13 protein-coding genes are annotated in these 13,152 nt (G+C 62.5%); 7 read left to right on the top strand and 6 right to left on the bottom strand.

The annotated features are described in order from the left end of the window. Positions 1-8 precede the first annotated feature (8 nt). From HX811_RS18465 to HX811_RS18455, 3 genes are all read left to right on the top strand, one after another. Complete coding sequence (locus HX811_RS18465) at positions 9-1,919, top strand: ATP-binding cassette domain-containing protein (RefSeq protein ID WP_177046815.1); 1,911 nt, start codon at positions 9-11, stop codon at positions 1,917-1,919. Then, positions 1,919-2,476, top strand: a complete 558-nt coding sequence (locus HX811_RS18460) for a mechanosensitive ion channel family protein (protein WP_102370147.1) — start codon at positions 1,919-1,921, stop codon at positions 2,474-2,476. Before HX811_RS18465 ends, HX811_RS18460 begins: the two co-directional genes overlap by 1 nt. Before the next feature lie 203 nt (positions 2,477-2,679). Further along, a complete protein-coding gene (locus HX811_RS18455) occupies positions 2,680-3,312 on the top strand; it encodes a LysE family transporter (protein WP_003208844.1) in 633 nt (210 codons plus the stop codon). Between the two features lie 141 nt (positions 3,313-3,453). Here the strand turns inward: HX811_RS18455 and HX811_RS18450 are convergent, their stop codons facing one another. Genes HX811_RS18450 through HX811_RS18435 form a run of 4 tightly spaced genes read right to left on the bottom strand, consistent with a single transcriptional unit; the run spans position 3,454 to position 6,603 of the window. Further along, positions 3,454-4,197: a hypothetical protein gene (locus HX811_RS18450; RefSeq protein WP_008439305.1), complete on the bottom strand. Its 744-nt coding sequence runs from the start codon at positions 4,195-4,197 to the stop codon at positions 3,454-3,456. Between the two features lie 3 nt (positions 4,198-4,200). Next, the gene (gene lpoB / locus HX811_RS18445; RefSeq protein ID WP_003214026.1) at positions 4,201-4,788 is read right to left on the bottom strand and encodes a penicillin-binding protein activator LpoB; all 588 of its coding nucleotides are present in this window, start codon (positions 4,786-4,788) and stop codon (positions 4,201-4,203) included. Positions 4,789-4,823: 35 nt separating this feature from the next. Further along, the gene (locus HX811_RS18440) at positions 4,824-5,195 is read right to left on the bottom strand and encodes a YcfL family protein (RefSeq protein ID WP_003214024.1); all 372 of its coding nucleotides are present in this window, start codon (positions 5,193-5,195) and stop codon (positions 4,824-4,826) included. 10 nt (positions 5,196-5,205) lie between these two features. Further along, entirely contained in the window at positions 5,206-6,603 is a 1,398-nt protein-coding gene (locus tag HX811_RS18435) for a COG3014 family protein (protein WP_177046813.1), read from the bottom strand. 307 nt (positions 6,604-6,910) lie between these two features. Between HX811_RS18435 and HX811_RS18430 the strand changes: the two genes are divergently transcribed. Together HX811_RS18430 and HX811_RS18425 are read left to right on the top strand one after the other, a co-directional pair. Further along, a complete protein-coding gene (locus tag HX811_RS18430; protein ID WP_177046810.1) occupies positions 6,911-8,806 on the top strand; it encodes an FTR1 family protein in 1,896 nt (631 codons plus the stop codon). Between the two features lie 2 nt (positions 8,807-8,808). Beyond that, positions 8,809-9,261, top strand: coding sequence for a YaiI/YqxD family protein (locus tag HX811_RS18425; RefSeq protein WP_003214020.1), 453 nt, complete (start codon positions 8,809-8,811; stop codon positions 9,259-9,261). On the opposite strand, the gene elbB is transcribed toward HX811_RS18425, so the two are convergent. Further along, entirely contained in the window at positions 9,258-9,923 is a 666-nt protein-coding gene (gene elbB, locus HX811_RS18420; protein WP_003214018.1) for an isoprenoid biosynthesis glyoxalase ElbB, read from the bottom strand. The genes HX811_RS18425 and elbB overlap by 4 nt on opposite strands. A gap of 115 nt (positions 9,924-10,038) precedes the next feature. On the opposite strand from elbB, the gene HX811_RS18415 reads away from it, so the two are divergent. After that, positions 10,039-11,274 (top strand): sterol desaturase family protein, encoded by a 1,236-nt coding sequence (locus HX811_RS18415; RefSeq protein WP_177046808.1) that lies wholly within the window; start codon positions 10,039-10,041, stop codon positions 11,272-11,274. On the opposite strand, the gene HX811_RS18410 is transcribed toward HX811_RS18415, so the two are convergent. Further along, positions 11,255-11,893, bottom strand: coding sequence for a DedA family protein (locus HX811_RS18410; protein ID WP_003214015.1), 639 nt, complete (start codon positions 11,891-11,893; stop codon positions 11,255-11,257). The genes HX811_RS18415 and HX811_RS18410 overlap by 20 nt on opposite strands. A 229-nt stretch (positions 11,894-12,122) precedes the next feature. Between HX811_RS18410 and hemB the strand changes: the two genes are divergently transcribed. Beyond that, positions 12,123-13,136: a porphobilinogen synthase gene (gene hemB / locus HX811_RS18405; RefSeq protein ID WP_003214011.1), complete on the top strand. Its 1,014-nt coding sequence runs from the start codon at positions 12,123-12,125 to the stop codon at positions 13,134-13,136. Positions 13,137-13,152: the final 16 nt, after the last annotated feature.

The following is a 13,152-nucleotide window of genomic DNA, read 5'->3' as shown; positions in this document are numbered from 1 at the left end:
CCGCCATTATGATCCGACTTCAAAGCCTAACATTACAGCGTGGCCCGCAACGTCTTCTCGAAGACGCCGAGCTGACCCTGCACGCCGGTCACAAAGCCGGCCTGATCGGTGCCAACGGCGCCGGCAAATCCACGTTGTTCGCCTTGCTGCTGGGTGAGCTGACTCCCGACTCCGGGGATTGTCTGCTGCCGGCCGACTGGCGCATCGCCCATATGCGCCAGGAGATCGACACCCTCGAACGCATTGCGATCGACTACGTGCTCGATGGCGACCTGCGCCTGCGCCAGGTGCAACACGACCTCGCCGAGGCCGAGAAAGCCCAGGACGGCGCCGCACAGGCCCGCCTGCACTCGGAACTGGACAGCGCCGACGGCTACACCGCCGACGCGCGTGCGCGCAAGATGCTTGCCGGCCTTGGCTTTACCAACGAACAGATGGACCGCCCGGTCGCCGACTTCTCCGGTGGCTGGCGCATGCGCCTGAACCTGGCCCAGGCACTGATGTGCCCCTCGGACCTGTTGCTGCTCGATGAACCGACCAACCACCTGGACCTCGATGCGATCCTGTGGCTGGAAGACTTCCTGAAAAGCTACCCGGGCACCTTGTTGCTGATTTCCCACGACCGGGATTTCCTCGACGCCGTGGTGGACAACATTGCCCACGTCGACCAGAAGAAAATCACCCTGTACCGCGGCGGCTACAGCGCCTTCGAACGCGCCCGTGCCGAACGCCTGGCCCAGCAACAGCAGGCCTACGAGAAGCAGCAGGCGCAGCGCGCGCACATGGAAAGCTACATCGCCCGGTTCAAGGCCCAGGCCACCAAGGCCCGTCAGGCCCAGAGCCGGATCAAGGCCCTGGAGCGCATGGAAGAACTGTCGGCGGCCCACGTCGATTCACCGTTCGACTTTGTGTTCCGCGAATCGGTGAAAATCTCCAGCCCGCTGCTGGACCTTTCCGATGCCCGCCTGGGCTATGGCGACAAGACCATCCTCGAGAAGGTCAAGTTGCAGCTCACCCCTGGCGCGCGGATCGGCCTGCTCGGCCCCAACGGCGCGGGCAAGTCGACCTTGATCAAAAACCTCTCGGGCGAATTGCAGCCCCTGGCCGGTCGCCTGGTGCGCGGTGAGAACCTGGTGGTGGGCTACTTCGCCCAGCACCAGCTGGACTCCCTCGACGCCAAGGCCAGCCCGCTGCTGCACCTGCAACGCCTGGCGCCGACCGAACGCGAACAGACCCTGCGGGACTTCCTCGGTGGTTTCGACTTCCGTGGTGCACGCATCGACGAGCCGGTGCTGAATTTCTCCGGTGGCGAAAAGGCCCGCCTGGCCCTGGCCCTGATCGCCTGGGACCGGCCAAACCTGTTGCTGCTCGACGAACCGACCAACCACCTCGACCTGGAAATGCGCCTGGCGTTGACCATGGCCCTACAGGAATTCAGCGGCGCGGTACTGGTGGTGTCTCACGATCGCCACCTGCTCAAGAGCACCACGGATAACTTCCTGCTGGTGGCTGATGGCAAGGTCGAGGAATTCGACGGCGACCTGGAAGACTATGCCCGTTGGCTGTCGGACTACCGCCTGCGCAACGCGCCGGTCAGCAACACGCCGGTCAACCCGGACAAGACCGACAAGAAGGCTCAGCGCCAGGCCGCGGCTGCATTGCGTCAGCAACTGGCCCCGCACAAGCGTGAAGCGGACAAGCTGGAAGCCGAATTGGGCAAGATCCACGAGAAGCTGGCGAAGATCGAAACCAGCCTGGGTGACAGCGCCGTCTACGAGCCGGCCCGCAAGGATGAATTGCGCGACCTGCTGGCCGAACAGGCCAAGCTCAAGGTACGTGAAGCGCAGTTGGAGGAGACCTGGATGGAAGCCCTCGAACTGCTGGAATCCTTGCAAGCGGAGCTGGAGGCGCTGTCCTGATGGAAGCGCTGCAACTGCCGGCCCAATGGATCGCGCCGATCTGGGTGGCCGTACAGATTCTGCTGATCCTGCTGGCCGGCTATCTCGCCCAGCGTTTCGTCGCCAAATGCCTGAACCGCCTGGGGGAACGTTATCCGTTCCCGCCGCAGTTGCTGATGCCGCTGCGCGGCGGCCTGCGCTGGCTAATCATGGGCAGCGCGCTGATCTTCGTGCTGGAGCGCCTGGGCGTCTCTGCCACGGTGTTGTGGACAGCGTTGTCGGGTTTTGTGGCGGTGGCCGCGGTGGCGTTCTTCGCCATGTGGTCGGTGTTGTCCAACCTGCTGTGCGCCATCCTGATCTTCACCGTCGGGCCGTTCCGCCTGGGCGATGTGGTCGAGTTGGTGGACACCGTCGACAAGCCCGGCGTCAAAGGCCGGGTGGTGGCGATCAACCTGCTCTACACCACGCTGATCGAAGTGGAAGAGGCCGGTACCGGCAGTGTCATGGTGCAAGTGCCCAACAGCCTGTTCTTCCAGCGCTCGGTGCGCCGTTGGCGCGGCAGCGACGTGCTGCCTTAACCTGTGGCGAGGGAGCTTGCTCCCGCTGGGCTGCGTAGCAGCCCCAAAAAAAGCCGGGAGCGCTACGCACTCCAGCGGGAGCAAGCTCCCTCGCCACAGCAAGCCCCCTCGCCACAAAGGCGCACCCCAAAATTTTTCTAGCCATTTCTCGGCCGGCAGCGTTAGTTTAGAAACATTCAGCAAACTAAGCTCTGAGGTGTGTAATGGCGCTCGACACATGGCTGGCCTTTTTCCTGGCCAGTTGGATCATCAGTCTTTCCCCTGGCGCCGGTGCCATTGCGTCGATGTCCAGCGGCCTGCAATACGGTTTCCTGCGCGGTTACTGGAACGCCCTGGGCCTGCAGTTGGGCCTGGCGATGCAGATTGCCGTGGTCGCCGGTGGCCTGGGGGCGATTCTCGCCGCATCCTCCACCGCGTTCTATGCGATCAAATGGTTTGGCGTAGCGTACCTGGTGTACCTGGCCATCAAGCAATGGCGTGCGCTGCCAACCGACCTGAGCGATGACGCGGCGATTCGCCCGATCGGCAAGCCGATGGCGATGATGTTCCGCGGGTTCCTGGTCAACGCCAGCAACCCCAAGGCCCTGGTGTTCATGCTGGCGGTGCTGCCGCAGTTCGTGAACCCGCAGGCGCCGCTGCTGAACCAATACCTGATCCTGGGCGCGACAATGATCTGCGTGGACATGATCGTGATGGCCGGCTACACCGGGCTGGCGTCGAAAGTGTTGCGCCTGTTGCGCACACCGAAGCAGCAGAAACGCATGAACCGTACGTTTGCTGGCTTGTTCGTTGGGGCGGCGGGGTTCCTGGCCAGCTTGCATCGCGCAACGGCTTAACTGACGAAACCGGATCAAAAATGTGGGAGCGGGCTTGCTCGCGAATGCGCAGTGTCAGTCACCAGATGTATTGACTGATCCACCGCATTCGCGAGCAAGCCCGCTCCCACATTGGTTTTATGTCGGTAGCGGGATTTTCGTTCAGCGCAGGATCTTCGGCGCTTCATCCCGTGGCAGGTTATTGCGCAATGCAGGCTGTCCAGGTGCTTCCTGATAACCACCGCCGAGTTGTTCGGCCAACTGCCGCGCCACATCCTCGCCCAACGCCTTCGACACTTCCCGCACCACGCGAGGCCGGTTCAGGCTCACGCGCACGTCACGGTTGTTCACCAGCTTGGTGTCCTGGCCTTCGCCCATGGCGGTAAACGCCGAGGTGATCTCAAAGGTGCGGGTGTTGATCAGGCTGAAATCCGCCACCAGCGTCAGGCCCAGCACCGCCGAGTAGCTGTTGGTGTGGTCGAGCGCGTTGATGTCCTGGGTGAAGTCGATGTCCGACAAGGTGCCGAACAGCACGTAGTCCGCACCCTTGAAATTACCGGCCTTGATCCGCTTGATCACGTCATACACATCGCCCTTGGCGTCCGCGGTGTAAGGCGTGCCCTGCACCAGCTGGAACTGCCGCGACTTGAGGATTTCCCCCTTGATGTCGCCGCTGAACTTGCGCAGCTCGGTCTGCTCGATGTAGCTGGTACGGCTTTCGTACTCGCTGTAGCTCGAGCCGCCGCTGGCGTTGTAGGCGCTGGCCTGGAAATTATTACTGGCCGCGACCTGGTGGATGTACTCCTCCACGCGAGCCTCGTAGGCCAGGTCGGTTACCGCGATCTTCGGTGCGGCCGAGGCGCCAAAGGCGCACAGCAGGCCGATCATGCCGATCCATGCACGCATTGCTTAGCGCTCCGTGGTCTTGCGGATTTCTTTTTCGTCCATCCATTCGGCCAGGCCGCTTTCGACGTCGACCAGTTGCAGGCTGAACTTGTAGAACACGTCCTTGTAGTCCGAGCTGCGCTTGACGATGGAGCTGATGGAGCCTTCCAGGCGGTACTTGGCGGCGACCATGTTGCCGGTCTTGCTGACGGTCGACTTCTTGTACAGGCCGCTCTGGTTCTGCAGCTTCAGCTGGTCGACCTGGCTTTGCATGTCAGTGTTGTCGCTGGCGAAGCGGGCGGTGCCGGTCTTCATCAGCTGGGTCTTGATCGACGTGGTGATCTCGCGGGTATCGATGTACTCGCTGGTCTTGTTCTTCACGTCATACACCTGCACCACCGGGCGGCCTTGCAGGATGCCGGACTGGGCCAGGGAGCGGGTCATGCTTTCGGCGATCATCTGCAGGTCGGTGGAGCCGAACTCGTTGGTCACCAGTTCCACGGCCTTGCTGTCGCCGTAGCTGATGTTTTTACCGCCCAGGACTGGCGAGGTGTTGGCGCAGCCGCTGGCCAGGACGGCCACCACGGCGAGGAACGAGAAGCGTGCAAACATGGGGATGTCTCTCTGAAACTGAATGAGTGGGTGGATCAAGGCGTCTTCACTTCAAGGCGGAAGTCGGCAGCCTGGGGCAGGTTGGCGATGGCCGGCAGGAAGGTCGCCTGGTTTGCGTAGAGGTTCAGCACCTTCCAGGTCTCTTCATCACCCACCGGGAAACCGTCGGCACCCAGCCAGGCGAAGCGGTAATACATCATCTGGTTGCTGCTGGTGATGTTGCTCAACTGCACCTTGGCGGTCAGGAAGCCGTTTTCCCGGGCGACCCGGATGGCGCCGACGGCGATGCCCTTGAATTTGCCCATCACCACGATCTTGCTCGCGGCGCTTCCGGGTTCCGGCGGTGGCGGGGTGGCGCAACCGGCCAGCAGGATCAGCGCCAGGGCGCCGAGGATGAAATGACGCATAGCGTGCTCCTTAAGGTTGTTTGAGAGTGGCGACGGCCTGGGGCGGATTGTTCTGCACCACGTGGGCTGCAAGACCGCCGGCGAAGACCTGGTTGCCGACCACGCGCAGGGTGATCACCTGGTAGCGCTGATCGGCCTTGACCGTCACCAGCGTGCCGCCCAGGGCGTTGGGCAGGCTGACCTGGTGCTCGCCGTGCTTGAGGCGCAGGCGTGTCACCTGGGTCATGTCCGGCAGGGTGCGCCAGGTGCGGGTGTCGGCGCCTTCGGTGACGGCCGAGGCAATACCGAGTACCAGGCCCGCCATCGGGTTGGTCTTGTTCAGGTTGTTCTGGGTGATGCCGCGAGTGACGGCGCGCACGGTGGTGCGCAGGATGATCCCCGGCATGTCATCCCGCAGGGCGCGGCGGGACATGGCGGTGGTGCTGTTGAGGGCAGTGAGGTTCTGTTGCCGGCCGTCGACACCGATCTGGGCGAAGGGCGCGGTCGAGGTGTCGGGCTTGATCACCGGGAACGACAGTGGCGTGATCACCAGGTGGCCGTCGATGGGGATCGGCAACGGCAGGCGAATCGAGTCGCGGGCCGGCGCCAGGCCGCTTTGCACCACGATCAGCACGTCAGTCTCGTCCGCACCGACCTTGGATTTGTCCAGGTCGAGCAGGGCCTGTTCCAGCAGCGGTGTGTTGGGGCGCAGTTCGGCGGCCTTGCGATAACCCGGTGCGGCCAGGTCTTTTTCGCCCAGGGCTTCGTAGACGAAGCCGGCCAGGTAGTGGCTGAACGCGCTCTGGTAGCTGTTCTTCAGGCTTACCACTTCAGGGGCGTTGAGGCTTTCCACCGGGTAGCCGCGCAGGTCCTTGAACTGGGTCGCGATGCCCTGGCGCTCGGCCTCGTTTTCGCTCTTGAGGTATTCCTTGTCCCGCAGGTCGGCAATCACCGCTTCGCGTTCGTGGGTCTTCTTGATCTCGGTGCGGGCACCGTCGAAGTCATTCAGCGCCAGCAGGTTGAGGGCCATCTGGGTGGTCAGCATGACCTTTTCGTAGTCGTAGCCTTCGTAGCGGCGGACCTTGTCATTGACCAGGAAGGCGCCGAACTGCGCGAGGTACTTGTCGGTGTCGAACTTGACCGACTCTTCCCACTTGTAGACTTGCAGGTCGGCGCTGCGCCAGGCGACCTGGCTGCCGGTCAGGTCGCCCTTGGCGCGCAGCAACTCACCCTTTTCGAAGTAGTAGAGAAGGTCCTTGTCGTCGCCGGTGTTGTTCTTCTCAAGCAGGGTCAGCGCGGCGTCGACGTTGCCGGTGGCCAACTGCTGATTGGTGGCTTGCAGCTCGGTGTCGTAGCTGCGAAACATCGAACAACCGGACAGCAAGGTCACTGCCGCGAGCGCGAGCGAGGTAAAGGCGCGAGATGCCATCGAAGAACTTCTTCCCTGAACGTAATCGGCCGAATGTGCTGGTCGGGCCGAATCACCAATGGCAGGAACGCATTGCGATCCGGCCAATTCCTCATAAAAAGAGGAGCTGAAATGCCATTTCGAAATAACGAAGGCGCGGCATTATAAGCTGCATTACTGGCAAAACAATGGCCTTTTGGATCCGTTTTTTAGCTCGGATGCCACTACCTCAGTGTCGTTATCCCTATCCCCGAATCACTAACGCCTTGAGTCAAACCCCTTAAGGTTTGACAATGTGTTACTTCGTATTTCCCTTTGAGATTCATTCATGATTGCCCCCTTCCGTTTTCTTGCCTGGCTGGTGCTGCCGGCGTTGATGTCGTGCAGCTTCAACCTGCTGGCTGCGACTGCCGAGGGCGCCCCGCAGGCCCTGCATTTACTGGATCACATCGGTGCGGACTACCCGCCGACGGTGGAGGCGGGCAAGGTTATCGATGATTCCGAATACCGTGAACAGGTAGAGTTTCTCGGGGTGTTGCAGGGGCTGGTGGCCGATCTGCCGGAAAAGCCCGAGCGCGCCGAACTGATCAAAGGCGTGGATGAACTGCTGGCCGCCGTAACGGCCCATCAGGACGGCGCGGTGGTTGCGCACCAGGCCCGACAATTGGGCGCCAAGCTGGCAGTGGCCTATGAAGTCAGCCAGGCTCCGGCCATTACCCCCGACCCGACGCGCGGTGCGCCGCTGTACGCGCAGAACTGCTCGGTGTGCCACGGCGCCACAGGCGCCGGCGATGGCCCCGCAAGCGTGGGCATGACGCCGCCGCCCGCCAACCTGCGGGACGCTGCACGCCTCGATCGCTTGAGCCTCTACGCGATCTACAACACCCTGGATCTGGGCGTGGAAGGCACCGACATGCCGTCGTTTGCCGATCAACTGGACGACCGCCAGCGCTGGGACCTGGCGACCTATATCGCCGGCTTCACCGCCGACCCGGCTGCCGCGAAAAGTGAAAAGTCCTTCAATCTCGCCGACCTCGCGCGCCAGACCCCCAACGAAGTGCTGGCTGCCGAAGGTCCCGGCGCAGTTGCCACCTTCCGCGCCCAGCGCGCCCAACCGCCGCAGGTCAAGCGTGGCCCGGCGCAGTTGCTTGATTACACCGCGGCCACCCTCGACAAAAGCCTCGCCGCGTTCCGCAATGGCGAGCACGAGCAGGCCTACGACCTGTCGGTAGCCGCCTACCTGGAAGGTTTCGAGCTGGTTGAAAGCTCCCTCGATAACGTTGATGCCAACGTGCGCAAGGACACCGAAAAGGCCCTGATGGCCTACCGGCAGTCATTGCAGGACGGCTTGCCGATCGAGCAAGTGCAGCAGCGCCTGGATGTGGCCAAGGGCAAGCTCACCGAGTCCGCCGGCCTGCTGGGCAGCGATGGCTTGAGCTGGTCCCTGAGCTACATCTCCGGTTTGCTGATCCTGCTGCGCGAAGGCCTGGAAGCGATCCTGGTGTTGGCGGCGATTCTCGCGTTCCTGCGTAACACCGGCCAGCAATCGGCGGTGCGCAGCGTCAACGTCGGCTGGGGCCTGGCGCTGTTGGCCGGCTTGGCGACGTGGGCGTTGGCGGCTTATGTGATCGACGTCAGCGGCGCCCAGCGCGAGTTGCTGGAAGGCTGCACGGCGCTGTTTGCCAGCGTGATGGTGCTGTGGCTCGGGGTGTGGATGCACGACCGCCGTCACGCGGCCGCCTGGCAGGACTACATCAAGAGCAGCCTGGTAGGCGGTGGCGGGCGCTTCGGTTTTGCGATGCTGGCGTTCTTCTCGGTGTACCGCGAGCTGTTCGAAGTGATCCTGTTCTACGAAACCCTGTGGTTGCAGGCCGGCCCTGCCGGGCACAACGCGGTATTGGCCGGTGGCGCCACGGCGCTGGTGCTGTTGGTGGGCCTGGCCTGGGTGATTCTGCGGGGCTCGGCGAAACTGCCGCTGGCGCTGTTCTTCGGCATCAACGCGGCGTTGCTGTGCGCGTTGTCGGTGGTATTCGCCGGGCATGGCGTCAAGGCGTTGCAGGAAGCCGGGATCTTCGGCACCCGGCCGGTGGCGTTCTTTGACTTCGACTGGCTGGGCATTCACGCCGATGCCTATTCCCTGAGCGCCCAGGCTGTGGCGATCCTGGCGATTGTGGTGCTGTACGGTCGCAGCCGGCTGGCTGAAAAGCGCCGGGTGGTGGCTTAACCATGCGCGTGTGGATCGATGCAGACGCCTGCCCCCGGGCAGCCAAGGATCAGGTGGTGAAGTTCGCCCTCAAGCGCCAGTTCGAAGTGGTGCTGGTGGCCGGGCAGAGCCAGATCAAGCCGAGCTTTTCGTGCGTGAAGTTGATCGTGGTGCCCAGCGGCCCGGACGCGGCCGATGACTACCTGGTGGAGCACGCCGTGCCCGGTGACCTGGTGATCTGCAGCGATGTGCCATTGGCCGACCGCTTGGTGAAGAATGGCGTGGCTGCGCTCGACCCACGAGGCAAGGAGTTCAGCCCGCAGAACATGAGCGAGCGGCTGGCGGTGCGTAACCTGTTCACCGATCTGCGGGAGCAGGGGCAGATGGGCGGTGGCCCGCCGCCCCATGGGGACAAGGATAAGCAGGCGTTTGCCAATTCGCTGGATCGGATTCTGACCCGGCTGATGAAGGCCTAATCGTTCTCGTGGGTGAGTTCCAGCACCCGGTCCACCAGCTTGTTGATGCCTGACGCCACTTCGCTGATGCGTTTGCCCAGCATGTAGGCCGGGGTACTCACCAGCTTGCGCGCCTTGTCTTCGACGATGTCGTCGACCGCGCATTCCTGGTGGGTGGCGCCCATCTTGTCCATGGCGGCTGCGGTGTCGGCGTCATTGCCGATGGTGCAGGTCACGCCTGGGCCATAGATCTTCGCTGCCAGCGCCGGCGAGATGCAGATCAGCCCGACGGGCTTGCCCGCTTCGGCAAACGCCTCGGCCAGTTCCAGCACCTGCGGGTTGACGCTGCACCCGGCGCCTTCCACGGCAAAGTTCGACAGGTTCTTCGCCGCGCCAAACCCCCCGGGCACGATCAGTGCGTCGAAATCCTCGGCGTTGGCCTCACGAATGTCCTTCACCTCGCCACGGGCAATGCGCGCCGACTCCACCAGCACATTGCGCGACTCGGGCATCTCCTCGCCCGTCAGGTGGTTGATCACATGCAACTGGGCAATGTTCGGCGCAAAACACTGCACCTCGGCGCCGCGCTGGTCCAGGCGCAGCAGGGTGATCACGCTTTCATGAACCTCGGCACCGTCGTACACGCCACAGCCGGAAAGGATCACTGCAATCTTTTTGCTCATGGGCATTTCTCCTGATTCATGGCGTTAAATGTCTACTCATTTGTCACTCATTGCCAATGGGATATCCAGCCGCTACACCTACTCTAGATGTAACAATAATTGACCGGACTTGCCCATGGACTTCGTCCCTTACGCGGTACCGTTTTTCATTGCCTTGATCGTGGTCGAGCTGCTGGCCGACTACCGGCGCGGCCAACGCAACTACCGGGTGGCCGACGCCATCAACAGCCTCAGCACCGGCGTGCTGTCCACCACCACAGGGCTGCTGACCAAAGGGGTGGGCATCCTCACCTATGCCTTCGCCCTCAAGCACCTGGCGATCATGGAGCTGTCGGCCCAGAGCGTCTGGACCTGGGTGTTCGCCTTTGTGTTCTATGACTTCTGCTACTACTGGCTGCATCGCATGGGCCATGAGCGCAACATCCTCTGGGCCGCGCATTCCGTGCACCACCAGAGCGAGGACTACAACCTCAGCACCGCCTTGCGCCAGACCAGCACCGGCTTCCTGCTGAGCTGGATCTTCTACTTGCCGCTGGCCGTGTTGGGCGTGCCGCTGGTGGTGTTTATCAGCGTGGCGTCCCTCAACCTGCTGTATCAATTCTGGGTGCACACGCGGCATGTGCCGAAGCTCGGCTGGTACGAGTGGTTTTTCGTCACGCCGTCCAATCATCGGGCCCACCATGCACAGAACGCTCTCTACATGGATCGCAACTACGGCGGGGTGTTCATTATTTGGGACCGCCTGTTTGGCTCCTTCCAGGAAGAAGACGATAACGAGCCGGTAATCTTTGGCGTGACCACGCCCTTGGCCAGTTGGAACCCGCTGTGGGCCAACCTGCAGTTTTATGCGCAGCTGTGGAGTGATGCACGGCGCACCGAAAGTGGGTGGGACAAGCTGCGGATCTGGTTCATGCGCACCGGTTGGCGCCCGGCGGATGTGGCGGCAAAGTACCCGATGGCCAAGCCGGACTTGAGCCAGTTCCGCAAGTTCGAGGTGCCGCTGGATGGGCGCCAACAGATTTACATCGCGCTGCAGTTTGCCGCGTACGTGGGTTTTGGCAGCTACCTGATGAATTTCGGCGAGGGCTTGCCGACCGCTGCCCTGGTGTTGGGCTGGAGCGCGATGGCATTGGGGTTGTTTACCCTGGGGGTGGCGCTGGAGAACCGCCCGTGGGCGTTGAAGGCTGAACTGCTGCGCCTGGCACTGAATGTGCCTTTGGTGTGGCTGGCGCCGCTGGTGGGGCTGTGGCCGGCCAGCGCGTTGGGCTGGCTGGGCCTGGTCAGTTACAGCTTGCTCAGCGGCATCGGCCTCTACTGTTGCAGAGACCGGCTTACTCGACTGGCGTCGTAGGCTTTTCGGCTTTTTCAGGTTCGCCGGCCGCCAGGCGAACCTTCTCGGCGGCACAGGCTTCGCGGGTCAGGCGGGCGTTCTTGACGCGCCGGCGAATCCACAAGCCCAGGCCCAGCACCAGCAGTGCGCCCAGCACCCACAGCTCGTATTTCTTGACGCTGCCCAGCATGCCTTCCAGTACCGCGCCGAAATGGTAAGCCGCAGCGCCCAGCGCAGCGGCCCACACGGCGGCGCCAATCCCGTTGAGCAACAGGTAGCGGCCCGGCGGGTAGCCCGACAAACCAATGGCCACCGGCATCACCGTGCGCAAACCGTAGACAAACCGGAAGCTCAGCACCCAGATGTCCGGGTGCTTGCGAATATGCTCCAGGGCCTTGTCGCCCAGCAGTTGCCAGCGCGGCTTGCGCGCCAACAGTTTGCGGCCGTGCTTGCGTCCCAGGAAGTACCACAACTGGTCGCCGGCGTAGCTGCCGAAAAAGGCAACGACCACCACCAGGTTGATATCCATGTATCCACGGAACGCCAGGAAGCCTGCGAGAACCAGGATGGTTTCGCCTTCGAAGAAGGTGCCTAGGAACAGCGCAAAGTAGCCGAAGTCATGCAGAAATTGTTGAAGCATGGTCTGGGTGCTGGCGAAATGAACGCGCAGCCTACGCCTTCGTGAACATTCATGAAAGTATCGAGATGTGTCACGAAGTGAACAATTCCTACATAAACGACGAATGCGACTACAGGTCGCACGCCGGTTGCCTTACGGCGCATGAGCTAACCACAACTGTAATTCCTTCGTCATAATGGCCGCTTATAACTGTCACGCTCGCCCGTCAAGCCGGGCTCAGGAGTCTGCCGTGAGCTTTACCCCCGCCAACCGCCTGTTTCCCGCCACTCGTCTGCGTCGCAACCGTCGTGATGATTTTTCCCGGCGCCTGGTGCGTGAAAACGTGCTGACGGTGAATGATCTGATCCTGCCGGTGTTTGTGCTGGACGGTGAAAATCGTCGGGAAGCGGTGGCGTCGATGCCGGGCGTGGAGCGCTTGACCATTGATTTGCTGCTCGAAGAGGCCGCGAGCTGGGTTGAACTGGGGATTCCGGCGCTGGCGCTGTTCCCGGTCACGCCGTCCGGGCTCAAGTCCCTGGACGCCGCCGAAGCCTGGAACCCCGACGGCATCGCCCAGCGCGCCACCCGCGCCTTGCGCGAACGCTTTCCGGAGCTGGGGGTGATTACCGATGTGGCGCTGGACCCGTTCACCACCCACGGGCAGGATGGCATTCTCGACGAAGAAGGCTATGTTCAGAACGACATCACCGTTGATGCGCTGGTAAAACAGGCCTTGTCCCACGCCGCAGCGGGCGCCCAGGTGGTGGCCCCCTCGGACATGATGGACGGTCGCATCCAGGCGATTCGCGAAGCCCTGGAACTGGCCGGACACGTCAACGTGCGCATCATGGCCTACTCGGCCAAGTACGCCAGCGCCTATTACGGCCCGTTCCGCGATGCGGTGGGCTCGGCGCTGAACCTGGGCAAGGCCAACAAGGCCTCGTACCAGATGGACCCGGCCAACAGCCACGAAGCCCTGCACGAAGTGGCCGCGGACCTGGCCGAAGGCGCCGACATGGTGATGGTCAAGCCCGGGATGCCGTACCTCGACATCCTTTATCGGGTCAAAGAGGAATTCAAGGTGCCGACCTTTGTCTATCAGGTCAGCGGTGAATACGCCATGCACATGGCCGCGATCCAGAATGGTTGGTTGAGTGAAGGGGTGATCCTTGAATCCCTGACTGCCTTTAAACGCGCGGGTGCCGATGGCATCCTGACTTACTTCGCCGCCCGCGCTGCCCAATTGCTTAGAGAGCAACACTAGCCCTCACAGGAACACT

Source organism: Pseudomonas sp. F8002 (assembly GCF_013385495.1).
GTDB lineage: Bacteria > Pseudomonadota > Gammaproteobacteria > Pseudomonadales > Pseudomonadaceae > Aquipseudomonas.
The sequence above is the reverse complement of the archived record's forward strand: the minus strand, read 5'-3'. Positions and strand labels throughout refer to the sequence as shown.

Excerpts from the sequence above, each read along its gene's own strand:
- HX811_RS18465 (WP_177046815.1), top strand. The coding sequence starts at position 9 with ATGATCCGACTTCAAAGCCTAACATTACAGCGTGGCCCGCAACGTCTT.
- HX811_RS18460 (WP_102370147.1), top strand. The coding sequence starts at position 1,919 with ATGGAAGCGCTGCAACTGCCGGCCCAATGGATCGCGCCGATCTGGGTG.
- HX811_RS18455 (WP_003208844.1), top strand. The coding sequence starts at position 2,680 with ATGGCGCTCGACACATGGCTGGCCTTTTTCCTGGCCAGTTGGATCATC.
- HX811_RS18450 (WP_008439305.1), bottom strand. The coding sequence starts at position 4,197 with ATGCGTGCATGGATCGGCATGATCGGCCTGCTGTGCGCCTTTGGCGCC.
- lpoB (WP_003214026.1), bottom strand. The coding sequence starts at position 4,788 with ATGTTTGCACGCTTCTCGTTCCTCGCCGTGGTGGCCGTCCTGGCCAGC.
- HX811_RS18440 (WP_003214024.1), bottom strand. The coding sequence starts at position 5,195 with ATGCGTCATTTCATCCTCGGCGCCCTGGCGCTGATCCTGCTGGCCGGT.
- HX811_RS18435 (WP_177046813.1), bottom strand. The coding sequence starts at position 6,603 with ATGGCATCTCGCGCCTTTACCTCGCTCGCGCTCGCGGCAGTGACCTTG.
- HX811_RS18430 (WP_177046810.1), top strand. The coding sequence starts at position 6,911 with ATGATTGCCCCCTTCCGTTTTCTTGCCTGGCTGGTGCTGCCGGCGTTG.
- HX811_RS18425 (WP_003214020.1), top strand. The coding sequence starts at position 8,809 with ATGCGCGTGTGGATCGATGCAGACGCCTGCCCCCGGGCAGCCAAGGAT.
- elbB (WP_003214018.1), bottom strand. The coding sequence starts at position 9,923 with ATGAGCAAAAAGATTGCAGTGATCCTTTCCGGCTGTGGCGTGTACGAC.
- HX811_RS18415 (WP_177046808.1), top strand. The coding sequence starts at position 10,039 with ATGGACTTCGTCCCTTACGCGGTACCGTTTTTCATTGCCTTGATCGTG.
- HX811_RS18410 (WP_003214015.1), bottom strand. The coding sequence starts at position 11,893 with ATGCTTCAACAATTTCTGCATGACTTCGGCTACTTTGCGCTGTTCCTA.